Source organism: Rhizomicrobium electricum (assembly GCF_011762045.1).
GTDB classification, from domain to species: domain Bacteria; phylum Pseudomonadota; class Alphaproteobacteria; order Micropepsales; family Micropepsaceae; genus Rhizomicrobium; species Rhizomicrobium electricum.
This window is the reverse complement of sequence record NZ_JAASQS010000002.1, coordinates 378,688-395,755: the sequence shown is the minus strand read 5'-3', so window position 1 is coordinate 395,755 and position 17,068 is coordinate 378,688. Positions and strand designations below refer to the sequence as shown.

General features: G+C 63.5%; 15 protein-coding genes. 5 read left to right on the top strand and 10 right to left on the bottom strand.

The genetic code is table 11. The features are described 5' to 3' along the window. Positions 1 to 165: 165 nt before the first annotated feature. From FHS84_RS04935 to FHS84_RS04920, 4 genes are read right to left on the bottom strand one after another with little or no spacing between them, the layout of a single operon-like run. Entirely contained in the window at positions 166 to 1,212 is a 1,047-nt protein-coding gene (locus FHS84_RS04935) for a DUF4340 domain-containing protein (RefSeq protein WP_166931077.1), read from the bottom strand. A gap of 7 nt (positions 1,213 to 1,219) precedes the next feature. Further along, positions 1,220 to 3,094: a Gldg family protein gene (locus tag FHS84_RS04930; protein WP_166931074.1), complete on the bottom strand. Its 1,875-nt coding sequence runs from the start codon at positions 3,092 to 3,094 to the stop codon at positions 1,220 to 1,222. A 4-nt stretch (positions 3,095 to 3,098) separates the two neighbouring features. Further along, positions 3,099 to 3,854, bottom strand: coding sequence for an ABC-2 transporter permease (locus FHS84_RS04925; protein WP_166931071.1), 756 nt, complete (start codon positions 3,852 to 3,854; stop codon positions 3,099 to 3,101). Next, on the bottom strand, positions 3,851 to 4,810 hold the full coding sequence (locus FHS84_RS04920; protein ID WP_166931068.1) for an ABC transporter ATP-binding protein: 960 nt from the start codon (positions 4,808 to 4,810) through the stop codon (positions 3,851 to 3,853). Before FHS84_RS04920 ends, FHS84_RS04925 begins: the two co-directional genes overlap by 4 nt. Before the next feature lie 85 nt (positions 4,811 to 4,895). On the opposite strand from FHS84_RS04920, the gene FHS84_RS04915 reads away from it, so the two are divergent. Then, entirely contained in the window at positions 4,896 to 5,276 is a 381-nt protein-coding gene (locus tag FHS84_RS04915; RefSeq protein ID WP_166931065.1) for a hypothetical protein, read from the top strand. A 457-nt stretch (positions 5,277 to 5,733) separates the two neighbouring features. On the opposite strand, the gene FHS84_RS04910 is transcribed toward FHS84_RS04915, so the two are convergent. Then, positions 5,734 to 6,492 carry a Bax inhibitor-1/YccA family protein gene (locus tag FHS84_RS04910; protein ID WP_166931062.1) on the bottom strand — a complete coding sequence of 253 codons (759 nt, stop codon included), beginning with the start codon at positions 6,490 to 6,492 and terminating at the stop codon, positions 5,734 to 5,736. A gap of 178 nt (positions 6,493 to 6,670) precedes the next feature. Here FHS84_RS04910 and murJ point away from each other — a divergent pair, with 178 nt between their 5' ends. Then, a complete protein-coding gene (gene murJ, locus FHS84_RS04905; RefSeq protein ID WP_166931059.1) occupies positions 6,671 to 8,197 on the top strand; it encodes a murein biosynthesis integral membrane protein MurJ in 1,527 nt (508 codons plus the stop codon). A 6-nt stretch (positions 8,198 to 8,203) separates the two neighbouring features. Then, entirely contained in the window at positions 8,204 to 8,737 is a 534-nt protein-coding gene (gene thpR, locus FHS84_RS04900; protein WP_166931056.1) for an RNA 2',3'-cyclic phosphodiesterase, read from the top strand. Here the strand turns inward: thpR and FHS84_RS04895 are convergent. After that, positions 8,734 to 9,135: a metallopeptidase family protein gene (locus FHS84_RS04895; protein WP_166931053.1), complete on the bottom strand. Its 402-nt coding sequence runs from the start codon at positions 9,133 to 9,135 to the stop codon at positions 8,734 to 8,736. The genes thpR and FHS84_RS04895 overlap by 4 nt on opposite strands. Before the next feature lie 60 nt (positions 9,136 to 9,195). Between FHS84_RS04895 and FHS84_RS04890 the strand changes: the two genes are divergently transcribed. Beyond that, positions 9,196 to 9,486, top strand: a complete 291-nt coding sequence (locus FHS84_RS04890; RefSeq protein WP_166931050.1) for a 4a-hydroxytetrahydrobiopterin dehydratase — start codon at positions 9,196 to 9,198, stop codon at positions 9,484 to 9,486. Positions 9,487 to 9,501: 15 nt separating this feature from the next. Here the strand turns inward: FHS84_RS04890 and FHS84_RS04885 are convergent, their stop codons facing one another. The 3 genes from FHS84_RS04885 to acs form a co-directional block, all read right to left on the bottom strand. Beyond that, positions 9,502 to 9,666 (bottom strand): hypothetical protein, encoded by a 165-nt coding sequence (locus FHS84_RS04885; protein ID WP_166931047.1) that lies wholly within the window; start codon positions 9,664 to 9,666, stop codon positions 9,502 to 9,504. A gap of 151 nt (positions 9,667 to 9,817) precedes the next feature. Next, on the bottom strand, positions 9,818 to 12,475 hold the full coding sequence (locus FHS84_RS04880) for a TonB-dependent receptor (protein WP_166931044.1): 2,658 nt from the start codon (positions 12,473 to 12,475) through the stop codon (positions 9,818 to 9,820). A 100-nt stretch (positions 12,476 to 12,575) separates the two neighbouring features. Continuing rightward, positions 12,576 to 14,516, bottom strand: a complete 1,941-nt coding sequence (gene acs, locus FHS84_RS04875; protein ID WP_166931041.1) for an acetate--CoA ligase — start codon at positions 14,514 to 14,516, stop codon at positions 12,576 to 12,578. Between the two features lie 173 nt (positions 14,517 to 14,689). Between acs and FHS84_RS04870 the strand changes: the two genes are divergently transcribed. Next, positions 14,690 to 15,424 carry a creatininase family protein gene (locus FHS84_RS04870; RefSeq protein WP_166931038.1) on the top strand — a complete coding sequence of 245 codons (735 nt, stop codon included), beginning with the start codon at positions 14,690 to 14,692 and terminating at the stop codon, positions 15,422 to 15,424. Here the strand turns inward: FHS84_RS04870 and FHS84_RS04865 are convergent. Next, a complete protein-coding gene (locus FHS84_RS04865) occupies positions 15,421 to 17,031 on the bottom strand; it encodes a glycosyltransferase 87 family protein (RefSeq protein WP_166931035.1) in 1,611 nt (536 codons plus the stop codon). The two genes, FHS84_RS04870 and FHS84_RS04865, sit on opposite strands and share 4 nt — an antisense overlap. Positions 17,032 to 17,068: the final 37 nt, after the last annotated feature.

Sequence of the window (17,068 nt, the reverse complement as noted above, 5' to 3'; positions counted from 1 at the left end):
CTGAGCCTGCAAGCTGACACGACGGACCGCAATTGAGCAGAGCCGGAGAGCGAACCGGAGCCATCCCCTCTGCGCATGGCAATCGATTTTGCGCGTTATTCTGCGATTTTTACGAACCGTCCCGCGCAGCGCATGGCAGATGCGCAATGGGGAAACTGCGCAGTTTTATTTCTTCGCCTTCAGCAGGCTTTCCAGCGGCGGGGCGAAGGCGGTGACTTTGTAGGCGGGCAGTTTGAAGGCCCAGCCGCCGGCGCGGGCATTGATCGCCAGGGCTTCCTTGGCAGTGGCATGATTGCCCGGCGAGGCTTCGGCGAAAACGCTGGCCCAGGTGGCGTTGTCCTGCGCGACCAGATTAACCGTGACCGAAAGCCCGTCGAAGGTGTGGATCGTGAGGCGGGCGCCATCGGCGAAGTCGAAATCGGTCGAGCGGCGGATGTCGTCGAAGCCGAAATCGCTGAGGGCATTGGCCGTGGCGTCGGCGGCGCCGGCATAGGCGAGTTCGCGGCCCCTGGGCAGTGGCGCAATGACGAAGCCGTCATCGGGTTTGGCGCGCGCGGCGGTATAAGCCGGACCGGTCGCCGGTTTCACCTCGGCGGAGGCGACGCGGCTTGCGGCAATGCCGATGACGGTCTTGTCCATCCATTCGGCGGGGTCGGCTTTGATCTCGGCGGGGCTCCTGGCGAGATAGCTCTGGTTCTCGCCGGCGCGGCGGACGAACACGCCGAGATCGTCGCCGAGCGGCTCGGTCTTGCCGACGATCATCGAGGCGATGACGTGGCCTTTTTCACCTGCCAGCGTGATGTTGATGCCGTTGCCCTGCGGCGGCGAGTCGAGATCGACGTAATGAAACCATTCGGGACGGTCGGTCTTGGGTTCGACCGTCTGCATTGCCGCGATGGCGAGGAGGGTCTGCTTCACCGTCTCGAACGAGGCCGGATAGTTGCCCTTGTCCGGCAGCACCCATCCCTTTTGCGGCACGAAGGCGACGGTGAAGGCGCCGTATTTCTTCGATACGATATAGACGCGGGTGACGTCGCCCTTGTTCAGCATGTGGGCGAGCCACGGGAACACCGGCATCGGCTTGTAGCGCGGCGCCAATACGGCTTCGCGGTAATAGACCGCGCCGAGTGCCAGGCCGATGCTGACGATGGCGAGAACGAGAAGCGCCATCAATCGGCGGTCGCGGCGGCTCAGGAATGCAGCGACGTTCATGATGGTCTCACAGATGGATGGCGCGGGCGCGACGGCGCCGGCGGATCCAGGCCAGCACGAGCGCGAACACGGCGACCAGCATCGGGACGAGTACGATGTTGATGAAGGCGAGCGTATCGCCGAGCGCATCGACGTCCTGGCGCAGATTGTGCTGCACCTGACGGAGCTGGGTGCGGATCTCGGTGAGCTGCCGCTTGAAAGCTTCGATTGCCTTCTGCTGCTGGGCGGTGATGCCGGTCTGCGCGCTGGGCCGGTTCTGGCCGTCTTGCCCCGACTGCAGCGCCTTGAGCTGCTGCTCGGTGTCGGTGAGCTTGGCCTTCAGCGCATCTTCCTGCTGCTTGAAATCGCGCTCGGCCTGGGCCTGGATTTCCCGCACCACGAGGAACGGCCGGTCGTTGGTGGCGCGTGTCCGGAGCGAAATGAGATCGGTCGAGCCGGTCAGGTTCTCGATGGCGCCGAGCACGAAGGAATCGTTGTTGGCGAACGGTGCGGCGATGGTCTTGCCGTAAAGCTGCTCGACGCGGACCCAGAACTCGTCCTTGAAGATGTCCGTATCGGCCATCACGATGACGTTGATGTTCTTCGCGCTCGTCACTTGCGGAGCCGTCGCGCCGGCGGGAGCGCCGCCGGGGAAGGCGGTCTTGGCCGGGCCGGTGACGCGCGCGGTGATGATGTATTCCTCGCCGGTCGGCGCGACGGACGAGGCGACCGCTTCCGGATTGGTCATCGCCAGCATGCGCGCCTCGGCCACGTCGATCAGTCCGGCGCGGTCGGACGAGCCGATCAGCGAGGTGAACTTGGTGGTGGCGTCCTTCAAGGGGCGGAGCGAGCCGGCGCTGCCGAGATTGAGCACCTTGAGGTTGGCGGTGACCGGATCGGAGTCGCTGAACTGATCGTTGGTCAGGTGCAGCCACACCGGATAGCTCATCGCCGGGCCCTCGCGGGAGAGCTGCACGTGCTGCGCCAGCTTCAGATCGGCGATTTCCTTCTTGGTATCGAAGTGGATACCCCAGGCCTGGAACAGCCGCGGCAGGGTCGAGTACGCCGCTTCCTGGCCGGGCTGCATGGCGCCGCCTTGCGCCAGCTCGGAATTGGGATCGACGAACACCAGCGCGCGGCCGCCCTTGAGGACGAACTGGTCGATGGCATAGGTCTGCGCGTCGCTGAGAGTACCGGGATGGACGATCATCAGCACGTCGGTGCCGGCCGGGATCGACGTGAAGTCGGCCGGCAGCATGTCGGTGGTGTAGGTCTGCGCCAGCTCCTGATAGAGCGCGTAGGGCCGCCCGCGGCCGGTCATCATCGCCTGCATGTCGCCGGCGAGCGGCAGGCCGGAGAGGATCGCGATCTTGTACTTCTTGGGCGCCGACAGCCGGTAGATCAGGCTGGTGATGTCGTATTCGAGCAGGCCTTCGCGCTCGGGGCTGAAATAAGGAATGACATCGTGGCCGTCGATGCGGTTGACGCCGACAAGGCCGAAATAGACCGTCTCGCCGGTGTCGGTCGGCACCGCCGTGATGCCGGCGGCGGAGGCCGCGTCTTCGGACGGCGTGAACGGCTCGGGATCGATCTCCTCGAGCACGATCTTGCCGTGGCTGATGGCGGCGTACTCGCGGAGCAGATCGCGCACGCGGCTGGCATAGGAACGGGTCTGGGCGTACTCGGCGGCGGCCTGCTTGGAGAAGAAGAAGCGCAGCGTCACCGGCTCGCTGAGCGACTTGACGATGTTCCGCGTGCCCTTGCTGAGAGTGAAGCGGTGCGTGTCGGTGAGGTCGATCTTGGCGGTGGTGATCGAGGCGTTGACCGCGATGTTGAGGCCGACGAATACCGCCGCGGCCAGCACGATCGCCGCAATCGCGTAGTTCCTGCGGGAGAGCTGCATAGCGTCAGCCTCCCTTCTTGAGATCGACCACCACGACATTGGCGGCCAGGAAGAGGGCGATCAGCGAGAAGAAGAAGACGAGATCGCGTAAGTCGAGCACGCCCTGGGTGATCGAGGTGAAATGGGTGACGAAGCTGAACGAGGCAACCGCTTCGACCAGAGCGTCCGGCGCCCAGGCGCGGAACACGTCGAGCACCAGCGGCGAGCCGGAGACGGTGAACAGGAAGCACACCACCACGCTGACGACGAAGGCGATCACCTGGTTGTTGGTGGTCGCCGACATGCAGGCGCCGATGGCGAGGTAGCCGCCGGCGACCAGGAAGGAGCCGATATAGCTCGCCAGGATGACGCCGTTGTCCGGCTGGCCGAGGAAATTGACCGTCAGCCAGATCGGGAAGGTGAGGAAAAGCGCGATGCCGGTGAAGGCCCAGGCGGCGAGATACTTGCCGACCACGGTCGCCCACAGCGGCACGGGCAGGGTGAGGAGCAGCTCCATCGTGCCGGTGCGCCGCTCGTCGGCCCAAAGGCGCATCGCGATGGCCGGCACCAGGAAGAGATAAAGCCAGGGGTGATAGGCGAAGAAGACCGAAAGGTCGGCGATGCCGTTCTCGTAGAAATGGCCGACATAGAACGTGAAGGCGCCCATCGTGAACAGGAAGATCACGATAAAGACGTAAGCGAGTGGCGTCGCGAAGTAGGCGGAAAACTCGCGCTTGAAGATGGGCGAGATGGTGTGAAGGAAGCGGGAGTGGACGTTCATGGACGTGCCGCCTTTGCCCGCGCCGCGTCGGAGGTCGTCACCGCGCGGAAAACTTCGTCGAGCCGGCCCGGTTCGGCGTAAAGCTCCTGCACGCGCCAGTTCTCGCGGCTCGCCAGCGCGCTGACGGCTTCGATCAGCAGAGCGCCGCCCTTGGGAAACGCGGTCAGGCGGACGCTGTCGCCGAGCGGCTTGCGATCGATCTGCGCCACGCCCGGAAGCGTCTTCAGTCGCGCGACCGCCGCTTCGGCTTCGTTCGCGGACAGGACGAGCGTTACCGCGTTGTGATAGCGCGAGCGCGCCAGAAGCTCGGCCGGCGTGCCGTCGGCGACCAGCGTGCCGCGGTCGATGATGACCGCGCGGGTGCAGATGGCATCCACTTCCTCGAGCAGGTGCGTGGAGATGATGATCGCCTTTTCCGCCGCCATGGCGCGCAGCAGGCCGCGCACCGCATGTTTCTGGTTGGGATCGAGACCGTCGGTCGGCTCGTCCATGATCAACACCGGCGGATCGTGCAGGATCGCCTGGGCGAGTCCGACGCGCCGCTTGAAGCCCTTCGACAGAGTCTCGATCGGCTGTTCCAGCACCGGGCCGAGCTCGGTCTTCTCGACCACCGCCGCCACGCGCGCCTTGGCTTCGGCACCGCGAAAACCGCGCACCTGCGCGACGAAGGTGAGGAACTGGCGGGGAGTCATATCGCCGTAGGCCGGGGCGCCTTCCGGCAGATAACCGATTTTCGCTTGGGCCGCGTTGGTCTCGGTTTCGATATCGTGGCCGCAGATGGTCACGCGTCCCGCGTCGGGCGCAAGGAAACCGGTAATCATGCGCATTGCGGTGGACTTGCCGGCGCCGTTCGGTCCCAAAAAACCCAGGACTTCCCCTTTGGCGACGTGCAGACTGAGGTGGGCCACGGCCGTGGTCGGCCCGAAGCGCTTGGTGAGTCCCTCAATCTCGATCATGGACGGCTGCGACGCTTTTTAATGGGCCAAGTCCATTAGAGAAAACGGGTTTCCCTCGCAACCCTGACGAGGTTACAGATTGGACATGGCAAACAAGCTGACCCTAGACGCCCGCCTTGTCCTTCGTGCCGCCCTGGCCGGGACGGTTCTGCAGCTCATCCTGGCGGCCGCGGGGCACCTCACCCCCTGGGTGGTTATCCATCTGTTTCTGTTCGGAAGAGCGATGCTGTCGGCGACGGCAGGTTATCTCTACGGACTGATTCACGGTCGCGGTTACGGCTCCGGCGCGCTCGGCGGGGCGATTGCGGGCGGATTGTGCGTCGTGCCGGGACTGGCGGTATCGGTGCTGCTGGGCGACTCGCCGGCCGCCGCAGTGTCGACCGGCACCGGCATTTCGATCCTGACCGGCGCCGTCGGCGGCGCATTCGGCCAGATGGGCGCGATCCTCAGAAGGATGGGGCTTTAGGGCGGCATCGACGAAAGTCGATCCGCACTGGCCAAGCAAAGGGGGCGCGCGGCGGAAAACGCCGCGCTGGCCAAGTTCAAGTTGTAGGGGAGAGATCGGCTGGCCTGAATAAGGCTACCCCGCAACTGGGGGGCTGGGGGGCTTGAAAGTCGCGAAAGCAACCACACTCGAGCCAGCCGAATGCGAGGGTTATCGATGCCCATGAAGGCGCGGCCATGGTGCAAAAATGACGATTTGAAGGCGAGCGGTATTTTGAAGTATTTGTAATCCACCATTTACGCGCGCAAACCATGAAACGCATTGTTTCATCGGGTTTTTCGTGCGGCCGATAAGTATTTTCCACCGCCGCTCAGCTCTGCTGCGACAAGTTGGCCGCGTGCTGCCTTCGTTGTTATTGCAAACGAAAAGGCCCCGGAGACGATCCGGGGCCTTGGGTGATTCAGCAACTTGAACGCGATCAGCGGCGATTGCCCATCAACGACAAGAGGAATTGGAACATGTTGATGAAGTCGAGGTAGAGCGCCAGCGCGCCCATGATCGCCATTTTGCCCGCGACCGCTTCATTGCCGCCGACTTGATAGTACATCTCCTTGATGCGCTGCGTGTCGTAGGCGGTCAGACCGGCGAAAATGCCGACGCCCGCGACCGAGATGATCCAACTCATCATGCCCGAGTGCAGGAAGATGTTGACGATCGAGGCGATCACCAAGCCCCACACGCCCATGATCAGGAAGGAGCCGATACCGGAGAGGCTGCGCTTGGTGGTGTAGCCGTAGAGGCTGAGGCCGCCGAACGCCGCCGCGGTGACGAAGAACACCTGGGTGATGCTCATCGCGGTGTAGATGAGGAAGATCGACGCCATCGACAGGCCGATCAGGCCGGAGAAGATCCAGAACGCCGCTTGCGCGCCGGCCACGCTCATCCGGTTGAGGCGCATGTTGATGAACAGCACCATGCCGAGCGGCGCAAAGATCACCACCCATTTCAGCGGCGACAGGAACAGCGTCTGGCCGAGGCCGGTGAGGCCCAGGCGTCCCGTTTCGGGATCGACGCCGACAGCCATGTTGAAGACGAAGTAGGAGGTCGCTCCAGTGACCACCAGCGCCAGGAACATGAGGTTGTAGACCCGCAGCATGTACTTGCGCAGGCCGGCGTCAAAGGCGCCCGCGTCTGTGCGGCTACTGAAAACGCCGCGGTTGGTCTCGAAGTCAGCCATAGGTTTTCCTTCCTTGCGGCCGTCAGAGGCCGTAGCATGACGATAATATCGGGTTTGGACGGCTCTGGTTCAAGGCTTGGCCGTCAATTTCGCGTTCCTGCCGTGCTCCGCCGGATCGACGGAATCAGTATGGCAGAGTAAGAAACATCCTCTCGACTCCGAGCCTTACCGGAAATTCATGTTCAAGCGACTTCTGTCCGTCGGCGGCTTCACGCTGCTGTCCCGCATCACGGGGTTCATCCGCGACGTCATAATGGCGAGCGTCCTCGGCAAGGGGATGCTGTCCGACGCGTTCCTGGTGGCATTCCGCTTCCCGAACTATTTCCGCGCCATCTTCGGCGACGGTACCCTCAATCCTGCGTTCCTGCCGCGTTATGCCGCGCTCCATGCCAAAGGCGAACACGATGCTGCGGCGCGCTTCGGCGACGACGTGCTGGCGTGGCAGCTTGTCGTGCAGGCGGTGTTGATGGTGCTGGCACTGACCTTCATGCCGGCATTGGTGCTGCTCATAGCACCGGGATTTGCGGGGCAGCCGGGGCAGGTGGAACTGGCCGCCACCTTCACGCGCATCACCTTCCCGACCTTGGTGCTCACGGTCGTGGTGGTGCAGCTCTCGGCGATGCTGAACGCGATCGAGAAGTTCTGGGCCGCCGCGGCGTGGCAGAACTTCCTCAATCTGGCGATGATCGCCTGCTTTCTGGCGGCGCCGTTCTTCCCCAATGCGGCGTTTGCCGGAGCTTGCGGCGTTCTTCTGGGCGGCGTGCTGGAAATCGTCTTCATGCTGTGGGCCTCGCGCCGCGACGGCATCGTGCTGCATATCCGGCGGCCGCGCGTCACGCCCGAGATCAAGGAATTCTTCAAGGCGGTCGCCGCCGTCACGTTCGGCACGGCCGCCGTCACCATTTCGCCGTTCGTCGACACCATCATCGCGAGCTTCCTCAAACCCGGCAGCCTGACGGCGCTGTATTACGGCGACCGCATCAATCAGTTGCCGCTCGGCGTGCTGGGTCTGGCGGTCGGCACGGTGCTGCTGCCCGAAATGTCGAACCGGCTCGCCAAGGGCGACGTTGCCGGTTCGGATGCCTCCCAAAACCGCGCCGCCGCGCTGGCGCTGTTGCTGGCGCTTCCGTTCGTGCTGGTGTTTGTTGCCATTCCCGACACCATCATGCGCGCGATCTTCGCCCACGGCGCCTTCAATCGCGAAGCTGCGGCCCAGGCGGCGACGGCGCTGATGGCGTACGGGATCGGCCTGCCGGCGATGGTGCTGGTACGGATTACCGCCTCGACCTTCTATGCCCGCCACGACACCGCCACGCCGGCGCGCTGCACCGTGAGTTCGATTGCCGCCAACATCGCGGTCAAGATCGTGCTGGTGCTCGGCTTCGGGCTCGGCATCGAGGGCATCGCGCTCGGCACCGCGCTGGGCGCCTGGGTCAATGTCGCCATGCTGGGGTGGTACGGCTGGCGCAAGGGGCTGTTGAAGTTCCAGCCGTCATTCCGCCGGGCGCTCGGACCGATCGTGCTGGCGGCGCTGGCGGCTGGGGCGGGTGCGTGGGGCGGGGCGAGTCTGATCGGCTGGGGCGTGCATCTTCACGCGCACAGCCTGAACGATCTACTCTCGCTGGCGGCGGCCGGCGTGCTGGCGGCCGTTGGATATGGTGCCGTCGTGCTGGCGTTCCGGCGGCGGCTGCCGATTACGAGATAACCTCTTATGCGCCTGTTCACGGCCCTGGCGTTGCCCGACGAGATTGCCCCTCCGCTGCTCCTGATGCAGGCCGGGGTTCCCGGTGCGCGCTGGCAGAAACGCGAACAACTCCATCTGACACTACGGTTCATCGGCGAGGTCGACGGGGCGCAAGCAACCGCCATCGACGATGCGCTGGCAACGATCGCAGTGCCGTCGTTCACGCTCGAATTGAAAGGGGTCGGCAGTTTCGGCGGCAAGATCCCGCGCGATTTGTGGGCGGGTGCGGCGCCGAGCGAGCCGCTGGTTCATCTCAATCGCAAGATCGAAAGCGCCCTACAGCGTATCGGCCTCGAGCCCGAGGCGCGAAAGTTCACACCGCATGTCACACTGGCGCGCCTGAAGAACTCGCCCCGCGGCGCCGTGATGGACTATCTCACCGATCACGCCCTCTACGCTTCGACGCCGTTCACGGTGACGGCGTTCTGCCTCTACTCCTCCAAGCTGACCAGCGACGGCAGCATCTATCGGGTGGAGAAGGAGTACGGGCTGACGTCTTAGCTTTCCTCGATGGCCATCATGTCGTCGTCGCTGAGCCCGAAATGGTGGCCGATTTCGTGAATCAGGACGTGGCGGACGATTTCGCCGAGGCTGATCTGGTGTTCGGCCCAGTAATCCAGGATCGGGCGGCGGTAGAGGAAGATCAGTGTCGGTTCCGGATGGCCGTTGGAACTTTCCCGCGCGGCGAGATCGGCGCCCTGGAACAGGCCGAGAATGTCGAACTCGGTTTCGAGGTCCAGCTCGGTAATGACGTCGTCATCGGGGAAATCCTGCACCACGAAGGGAACTTCGCCGCACAGCCCGCGGAACTCCGCCGGCAGCGACGCAAAGGCGCCGCGCGCTATGGTCTCGATGTCGTCGAGCGAGGGGGCTTCGGTGCGGGACCAGTCGATGGCCATTTTCGTGTTTCCCTCCGGCTGCGGCGGGGGGATGATCGCCGACCCAAAGAGGACGCCGACATGCCGAGTCTCGATTCCGCCGCACGTTCCGCCTTTCTAAGCGAATTTCCCCTCTGGCGCGAGGTCGAGGGGCGCGACGCCATCGCCCGCCGATTCGCCTTTGCCGACTTCTCCGCCGCCTTCGGGTTCATGACCCGCGTGGCGCTGCTGGCCGAGAAGATGGATCACCACCCGGAATGGTCGAACGTCTATGCGAAGGTGGATGTCACGCTCTCTACCCATGATGCGGGCGGGGTGACGGAGAAGGACGTGGCGATGGCGCGGGAAATGGAGCGATTGGCGGGAGGTTGACGCCGCGGAAGTTTTTCAGGCGAGGGCGACGATCGCGGCGATAATCAGCCAGACCATCACGCTGAAACCGATGGCCAGCCTCCAGGCATGACGGACGATCCAGTCGCCGAGATCGGCCCGCTTGGGCGCGGCGACGGTATGGCTTATCGGGTGCTCTACAAGTCCGCCCATCAACGACATCGCTTGCTCCGCTCCTGAAGGTGATCCGAACATAAGGGCGCGGCGCGACTTGCTGAATAAGGGATTTCCGCAACGAAAAACAACGGCCCGCCGAAGAATCGGCGAGCCGTTGCTTGGATATATAGCCGCACTGGAAGCGCGGCCGGCGGAACTACTGTGTCTTGAAGCCGACCGAGATGCCGACGAATCGCGGCTCACCCGCAATGAAGGTGGGAATGCCGAGATTGTCGCCCGAATTGCCGGCGTCCTTGATGAACTTCTTATCGAGGACGTTGGTCACGAACACGCTGGCCGACCACGGTGCGTTGTCGGGCTGATAGCTCAGTCGCAGGTTCAGGAGACCGTAAGCGTTCTGATATTCGTCCTGCTTGGTATCGGCGATCAGGTTGCCTGCGGCGGTGGTCTGCAAATCGGGACGGTCGTTGTTGTCGTCGAAGAATATTTTCGATTGCCAGGTATAGGTCGGCAGGAAATTGAACGTTCCGCCCAAGAACGACTGGCGCAGCGACGCGCCGAGCGAGAACTTTCCGTCCGGATTGAGACGGAACTGGTTGCCCTTGAATACCGAGTCGCCGACGAAGCGGGCGCGGGACACCGATACGGTGCCGAAAACGTCGGCCCAGTCGGCCAGCGCCCAATCGACGGTGCCTTCGAAGCCGTAGGCTTCCGCCTTGCCGGCGTTGAAGCTGACGTATTGCTGATTGACGATCTTGGTCGATTGGAAGTTGGTGTAATCGTAGAAATAGAGCGTGGCGTCCACGCGCAGCGTGTTGTCGAACGCCGCGGTCTTGGCACCGATTTCGTACGAATCGACCGTTTCGGCCGGCGCTTCCTGGAAGCGCGGATCGGCGAGCGGAGTGGAGGGGGATTTCGCGCTCAACACCTTCGGCCGGCGGCCGCGGGCGTAGGTCGCGTAAAGACTGGTGTTGTCGGCCAGCGCGTAGCGCAGCGAGAACCGCCACGACAGGCCGTCGTCGCCGAAGTTCCGGGCGATCTTGTCGCCGTTGTTAGCGGTCGGCTGCGTCAGCAGCCCGTAACCGGCGACACCGATTTTGCCGAGCAGCAACGAACCGAGATAGGAACTGTCGCCGAGCGTGGAGGCGTATGCCGTCTGCTTGTCGTCGTGAGTGTAGCGCACGCCCGCGTTCAGCTCGAGCGCGTCGAGGAGCTTGTAGGTGGCATCGGCATAGAAATCGACCGATTTGGTCTTGCCGTAGTTGGTCGCCTGTTCCCAGTGATTGCTCTTGAGGGCGGGAGCGACCTGCGTGCCGTAGGTCGTGGCTACCGAATAAAGCGTTGTGGCTACGTTGCTCTTGATGGTGGCAATGCCCGCGGTGCTGTTGATGTACGCCGCGGCCTGCGCCGCCGCGGCGGTCGGGCCGTAGGTGCCGACCAGACTGTTGTACACGTTGTTATAGACGACCTGGCTGACCTGCGTGTAGGCGGTCGAATAGCCTTGCGCATACACGGACGGATAGAGCAGGTCGGCGAGCATCCCCGGCGCGGCGGCTTGCATCGTACCGGCAAAGCTACTGTCCGGGCTCGATTGCAGATATCCGAAGGCAGTCGCGGCTTTCGGGGCACCCTGGCCCCAGGTGATCAGCGCCAGCAGGGCATTTTCGTCGGCCTGCATCGGCACGCGCTGGCTGACGTTGCTGTAGAAATAGTTGACGCCCGCAAACGCGGAGAGCGGTCCGCCGGAGTCGTAATTCAGGCGCATCTCATGGCTGAACTGGTCGCCGCGCTCGTCTTCCGCGGCTTGCAGCAACGGCTTTTCGAAACCGTCGGGATCGAAAACCTCGAGCGAACTGAAGCGGCGGTAGGCGGTGACCGTCGACAGGGAGAAATCGGAAGAGAGTTTCGTGGAGGTCAGCGCCTTGACGTCCCACACCAGACGATCGAGGCCGATTTTCTTTCCACCCTCGAACCCGGCAACGCTGTCGGTGAGTGTAGCGCCGGTGTTGCGATCGAGATCGCCGATGACCGAACCTTGCGCGTTGGTCGGCAGGAACGTGCCCGACTTGAATGCGGTTCCAGTCGGACGGTCCTGTTCGGCGTTGGCGATCAGATCGAGCGAGAATATCTCGTTCGGCTTCCAGGTCAGCGACAGGCGGCCCGCCAGCGTATCGACCGAATTATAAGGGCGGTTCGCATTGTTGAGATCGTCGACGTAACCGTCGCGCGCCTTGTAGCGGGCCGCGACACGAACCGCGACCGTGTCGCTGAGCGGCACGTTCGCGAAGCCGTCGATCATGCGATAGGCATAGTCGCCGAATTCGATGCTGCCGCCCGCGGCGGTGCCGTCGAGCTTGGCCTTATTCTGGATGATATTGACGCCACCCATCAGCGCCGAGCGTCCGAACAGCGTGGTCTGCGGTCCGCGGGCCACTTCGATGCGTTCGATATCGAACAACTCGATGTAGGTGGCGCGGGTGGTGGAGATCGATACGTCGTCTTCGAACACGGAAACGCGCGGCTCCTGCGCCGCTTCGCCGGAGTCGAGATTGAGCCCGCGCATCACCAGCCCCGGATTATTGGGCGACTGGTTCTGCACCTCGAACCCCGGCACGAACAGCGACAGCTTATCGAGTTCCTGCAAGTTCACTTTTTTCAGGAATTCGCCTGAATACGCGGTCAGCGCCATCGGCACGTCGATTTGGCTCTGGACGCGTTTCTGCGCCGTGACCGTGACCGACTCCACGAACGTCGAAGCCGTGTCGGCTGCGGTTTCGGCGGCGACGGCCGGCACGGCGGCCAGCACGGCAAGCGACGCGCCGCAGATCAGACACGGCCGGATACGGATCGGCATGAAGACACCCCCTCAGATTGGTTGGCCATACCGCTAGGCGACGCGCGTGTCACTATCGTGAACATCCGGTGCCGCGATGCCGCAATCATCGGGGATTCGTTCAGCCGATGTGCTTGGCCCTTTCGATCAGGTCACCGACCACTGCGGGATCGGCCAGGGTGGACGTATCGCCCAGATTGCTGGTTTCGCCCTCGGCGATCTTGCGAAGAATGCGTCGCATGATCTTGCCTGACCGCGTTTTCGGCAGCGATGGCGTGAAAAGGATCACGTCCGGCTTGGCGATCGGCGACAGATGCTGGGCGACGAACGCCTTCAACTCGTCGGCAAGCGCCGGAGTCGCCGGCTGTCCCGCCTTCAAGGTGACGTAGGCGTAGACCGCCTGTCCTTTGATGTCGTGCGGATAGGCCACCACGGCCGCCTCGGCGACTTTGAGGTTCTCGACCAGCGCGGATTCGATTTCCGCGGTGCCGAGCCGGTGGCCGGAGACATTGATGACGTCGTCGACGCGGCCGGTGATCCAGTAATAGCCGTCCTCGTCGCGGCGGCAGCCGTCGCCGGTGAAATACTTGCCGCGATAGGTGCTGAAGTAGGTGTTGATGAAGCGCGCGTGATCGCCATAGACGGTTCGCATCTGGCCCGGCCAGGAATCGAGCAGCACCAGATTGCCCGAGGCCGCGCCTTCCAGCGTCTTGCCGTCGGCATCGACCAACTCGGGCCGGACGCCGAACAGTGGCTTGGTCGCCGAGCCTGGCTTCAAATCCGTGGCGCCGGGCAGGGGCGAAATCAGGATGCCGCCGGTCTCGGTCTGCCACCAGGTGTCGATCACCGGGCAGCGCTCGTCGCCGACGACGCGCCAGTACCACATCCACGCTTCCGGATTGATCGGCTCGCCGACCGACCCCAGCAGGCGCAAGCTGGCGCGCGAGGTTTTCTTCACCGGCTCCTCGCCGTCGCGCATCAGGGCACGGATCGCGGTCGGAGCGGTGTAGAAGATGTTGACCTTGTATTTGTCGATCACCTCCCAGAACCGCGACACACTGGGGTAATTCGGCACGCCTTCGAACATCAGCGTGGTGGCGGCGTTGGCGAGGGGGCCGTAGACGATATAGCTGTGTCCTGTCACCCAGCCGACGTCGGCTGTGCACCAATAGATGTCGCCGGGCCGGTAATCGAACACGATCTCGTGGGTGTAGGCGACGAAGGTGAGATAGCCGCCGGTGGTGTGCAGAACGCCTTTCGGCTTTCCGGTCGAGCCGGAGGTGTAGAGGATGAACAGCGGGTCTTCGGCGCCCACTTCGACCGGCTGGCACACCGGCGGCACCTTGGCGGCGGCTTCGAAATAATCGATGTCGCGGCCGTCCTGCATCGGCACCTTGGCGCCGGTGCGCTTGACCACCAGCACGCGCCGCACGTTCGGGCACTGGGTGAGGGCGAGGTCGGTGTTGAGTTTCAGCGGCACCGTCTTGCCGCCGCGCAAACCCTGGTCGGCGGTGATGACGATCTCGGAGCCGCAATCCTGGATGCGGTTGGCGAGGCTGTCGGGCGAGAAGCCGGCGAACACCACCGAATGCACCGCGCCGATGCGGGCGCAGGCGAGCATGGCGTAGGCCGCTTCCGGGATCATCGGCAGATAGATGGTGACGCGATCGCCTTTCTTGACGCCTTGCATCGTCAACACGTTGGCGAAGCGGCAGACCTCGTCGTGGAGTTCCTGATAGGTGATGGTGCGGGATTCGCGCGGGTCGTCGCCTTCCCAATAGATGGCGACGTGATGGCTGTGCCGCGCCAGATGCCGGTCGATGCAGTTGACCGAGACGTTGAGCGTGCCGTCCTCATACCAGCGGATGCGGAAATCGTCGGGGTCCCACGACACGTCCTTCACTTTGGTGAAGGGTTTGATCCAATCGATGCGCTTGGCCACATCGCGCCAGAACCCTTCCGGGTCGGCGATCGATTGAGCGTACATGTCGTCGTAAGCGGCGCGATCGATAAGGGCGCGCTCGGCCCAGTCCGGCGTCACCGGCAAAACCGTGTCCTGCATGGCGTGCGTTTCCCGAGTCGTTCTTTACTTTTGACTAATTCCATAGTGGCGCAGAGCCGCGTCGGCTTCAAGGTAAATGAGAAGGCGTCAGGCACGTCATGTAGGCCCTAATGCGTAATGTTCTGTTGGTTTCCAATGGCGTAAGAGGAACGGGTTCGCTTGGGACAGCATTGATGCAGCTTCATTTGTCGTCGTGGCCGGAAGTCGAGGCGTATCTGACCCGGTCGAAAGCCATTTTGATTCCCATCGGCTCGACCGAGCAGCATGGGCCTACCGGCCTTCTCGGCACCGACGCGTTGTGCGCCGAATTTCTCGCCAAGCGGGCGGGTGACGAGGCCGGGTTTCTGGTCGGCCCCACTTTCAATGTCGGCATGGCCCAACACCATATGGGTTTTCCGGGTACTCTGACCCTGCGGCCGTCGACCATGATCGCGTGCATGACCGACTGGGCCAACTCGCTGCGCCGCCACGGCTTCGAGCGCATCTATTGGCTGAACGGCCACGGCGGCAACACCGGCACGATCAGCGCCGCGATCACGGCGCTCTATCACGACACCACATTCGGCGACGCCGCCGCGTTGCGCTGCATGAGCCGCAACTGGTGGGAACTGGCCGGCATTTCCGACATGATCCGCGAGTTGTTTCCGGTCGGCGAGGGCAGTCACGCCACCCCGTCGGAGATTTCGATCACCCGCTACGCCTATCCCGAGGCGATCAAGCGCGCCGATCTCATGCCCCGCATCGCGCCGACCGGCCCGGTGTTCGACGCCAAGGATTTCAAGCGCCGCTTCCCCGATGGCCGCATCGGCTCCGATCCCACGCTGGCCAATTCCGGCGACGGCGAACGGCTGGTCAATGCCGTCGTGAGGGCCCTGATCGCGGAATTCGGGACGTTCGCGAAAGCCTAGATCGGCTTTGCCGGGCACAGCAGCACCGGCCCTTTGATGTCCAGCGTCGAATGGATGGGACGGCAGTCGCCGGCCGCGAGCCCGAACGACCGCAAGCTGGCGAGGTCCGGCACCTCGGTCTGGTGCACGAGAGCGAACTGCGGCCCGTGGTAGGCGGATATCTGCCGGGCGATTTGGTCGTGCGCCCCTGGCGCTCTCATCTTGTACACCCCCGCGTCGACGAAGCGCGCCGTCTCCGGAAAAAACGGAACCAGGAAGGCCTTGGGGCGCCAACCGATCATCACCACCTCGCTGTTGGCGGTGGTCATCTCTTTCGGCAGTTGTGCATCGACGAGGTGGGCTTTCCAGTTGGTCCAGGTGCCCCGGCCCATCGTGGCCGGCATGGTGGTGAGCACGACGGCAACGATCACGCCCGCGGCGACCTTCCTGCCGAGTTCCGGCCGCTCCAATCCGACCAGCAGGATCATCAGCGGCGCCAGCATCTCGAACACGAGACCGTAGCGGCGGATCGCAAACACGGCGAGCCATCCGGCATAGGACACCGTCAGACCGATCAGAAGAAACACAAAGACCGCGCGGTGCCGGCTGTCTTGCGGAGACCGGACGCGATTGCGGTTGGCGAAAAGAAGCAGTGCGCCCGCCGGAAGGGCCAGGAAGAACGCCAGAAAGCGAAAATCGCGCATCGCGACTTCGATGGTGCGCAAGGGATGGACGGTGAAGATGAACGGATAGAAGACGGTCTCCAGCCAGCCGTGCGGCAGGAAACGCACGTCTCGCGCATCGTTGAGCGGGCCATGCGAGGCATGGAAGATATTGTTGAAGTACGGGAAGATCGGATTGCCGAATGCGTGCCACAAATGCAGCATCCATAGGCCTCCGGTCGCCAGCAGCCCGGCAAATGCGCTGGCGGCGAACGCGGCCGTGCAGGCGAGGGCGCGCGCCGGCCTGTTCGGGCTGAGAAAAGGAATGGCAACCGCGAATCCGGCGGCGTAGACGCCGTTGGTGAGTTTGAAACCGGTCATCAGTCCCAGCAGCGCACCGGCGAGGATTACCCGCGTGATGCCGGTATCGCCGTCGAGCGTATGCCGGGCAAGCAGGAGCAGCGCCAGCAGCACACCGGCAGCGCCGAATGCATCGTAAAACGTCGTGCCGATCTCGGCGATGGATACGGCGGCCGTGATCCCTGCCAGGGCGATAGCGCCAGCTGCGGCAACGTCGGCGATTGTCCGGGCGCGAAACGCCAGGGTACGCGCCAGCAGATAGAGCAGGGCGAAACTCGCGCTATGGGCAAGTCCCAGCAGGAACGCGACAGCCCGTTCCGGCAAATGCATATTGGCCCAGGCGAACGCCGCATCGAGAAGGGGATTGTAATAGCTCGCATTTCCGCCGGGTGCGAAGCCGGGCCTCATATGTCCGGTCAGAAAAGCCCAGCCGTTGTACCAATGATAATTGGCGAGATCGAAATTGGCGTCGGGAGGAAGGACTGCCGCCGCAAGCGCGAGCGCGAGCGGTATGGCGTACAAAAAAAGGTAATGGAGCGGTCGCGCGGACAGAGTGCGCTGCAGATCGGCGATGGCCGGATACCGTTGTGACCATGAAGCCTGCATGCCCGCCCCAAGCGCTGTTGTATGCGCATACAACTGT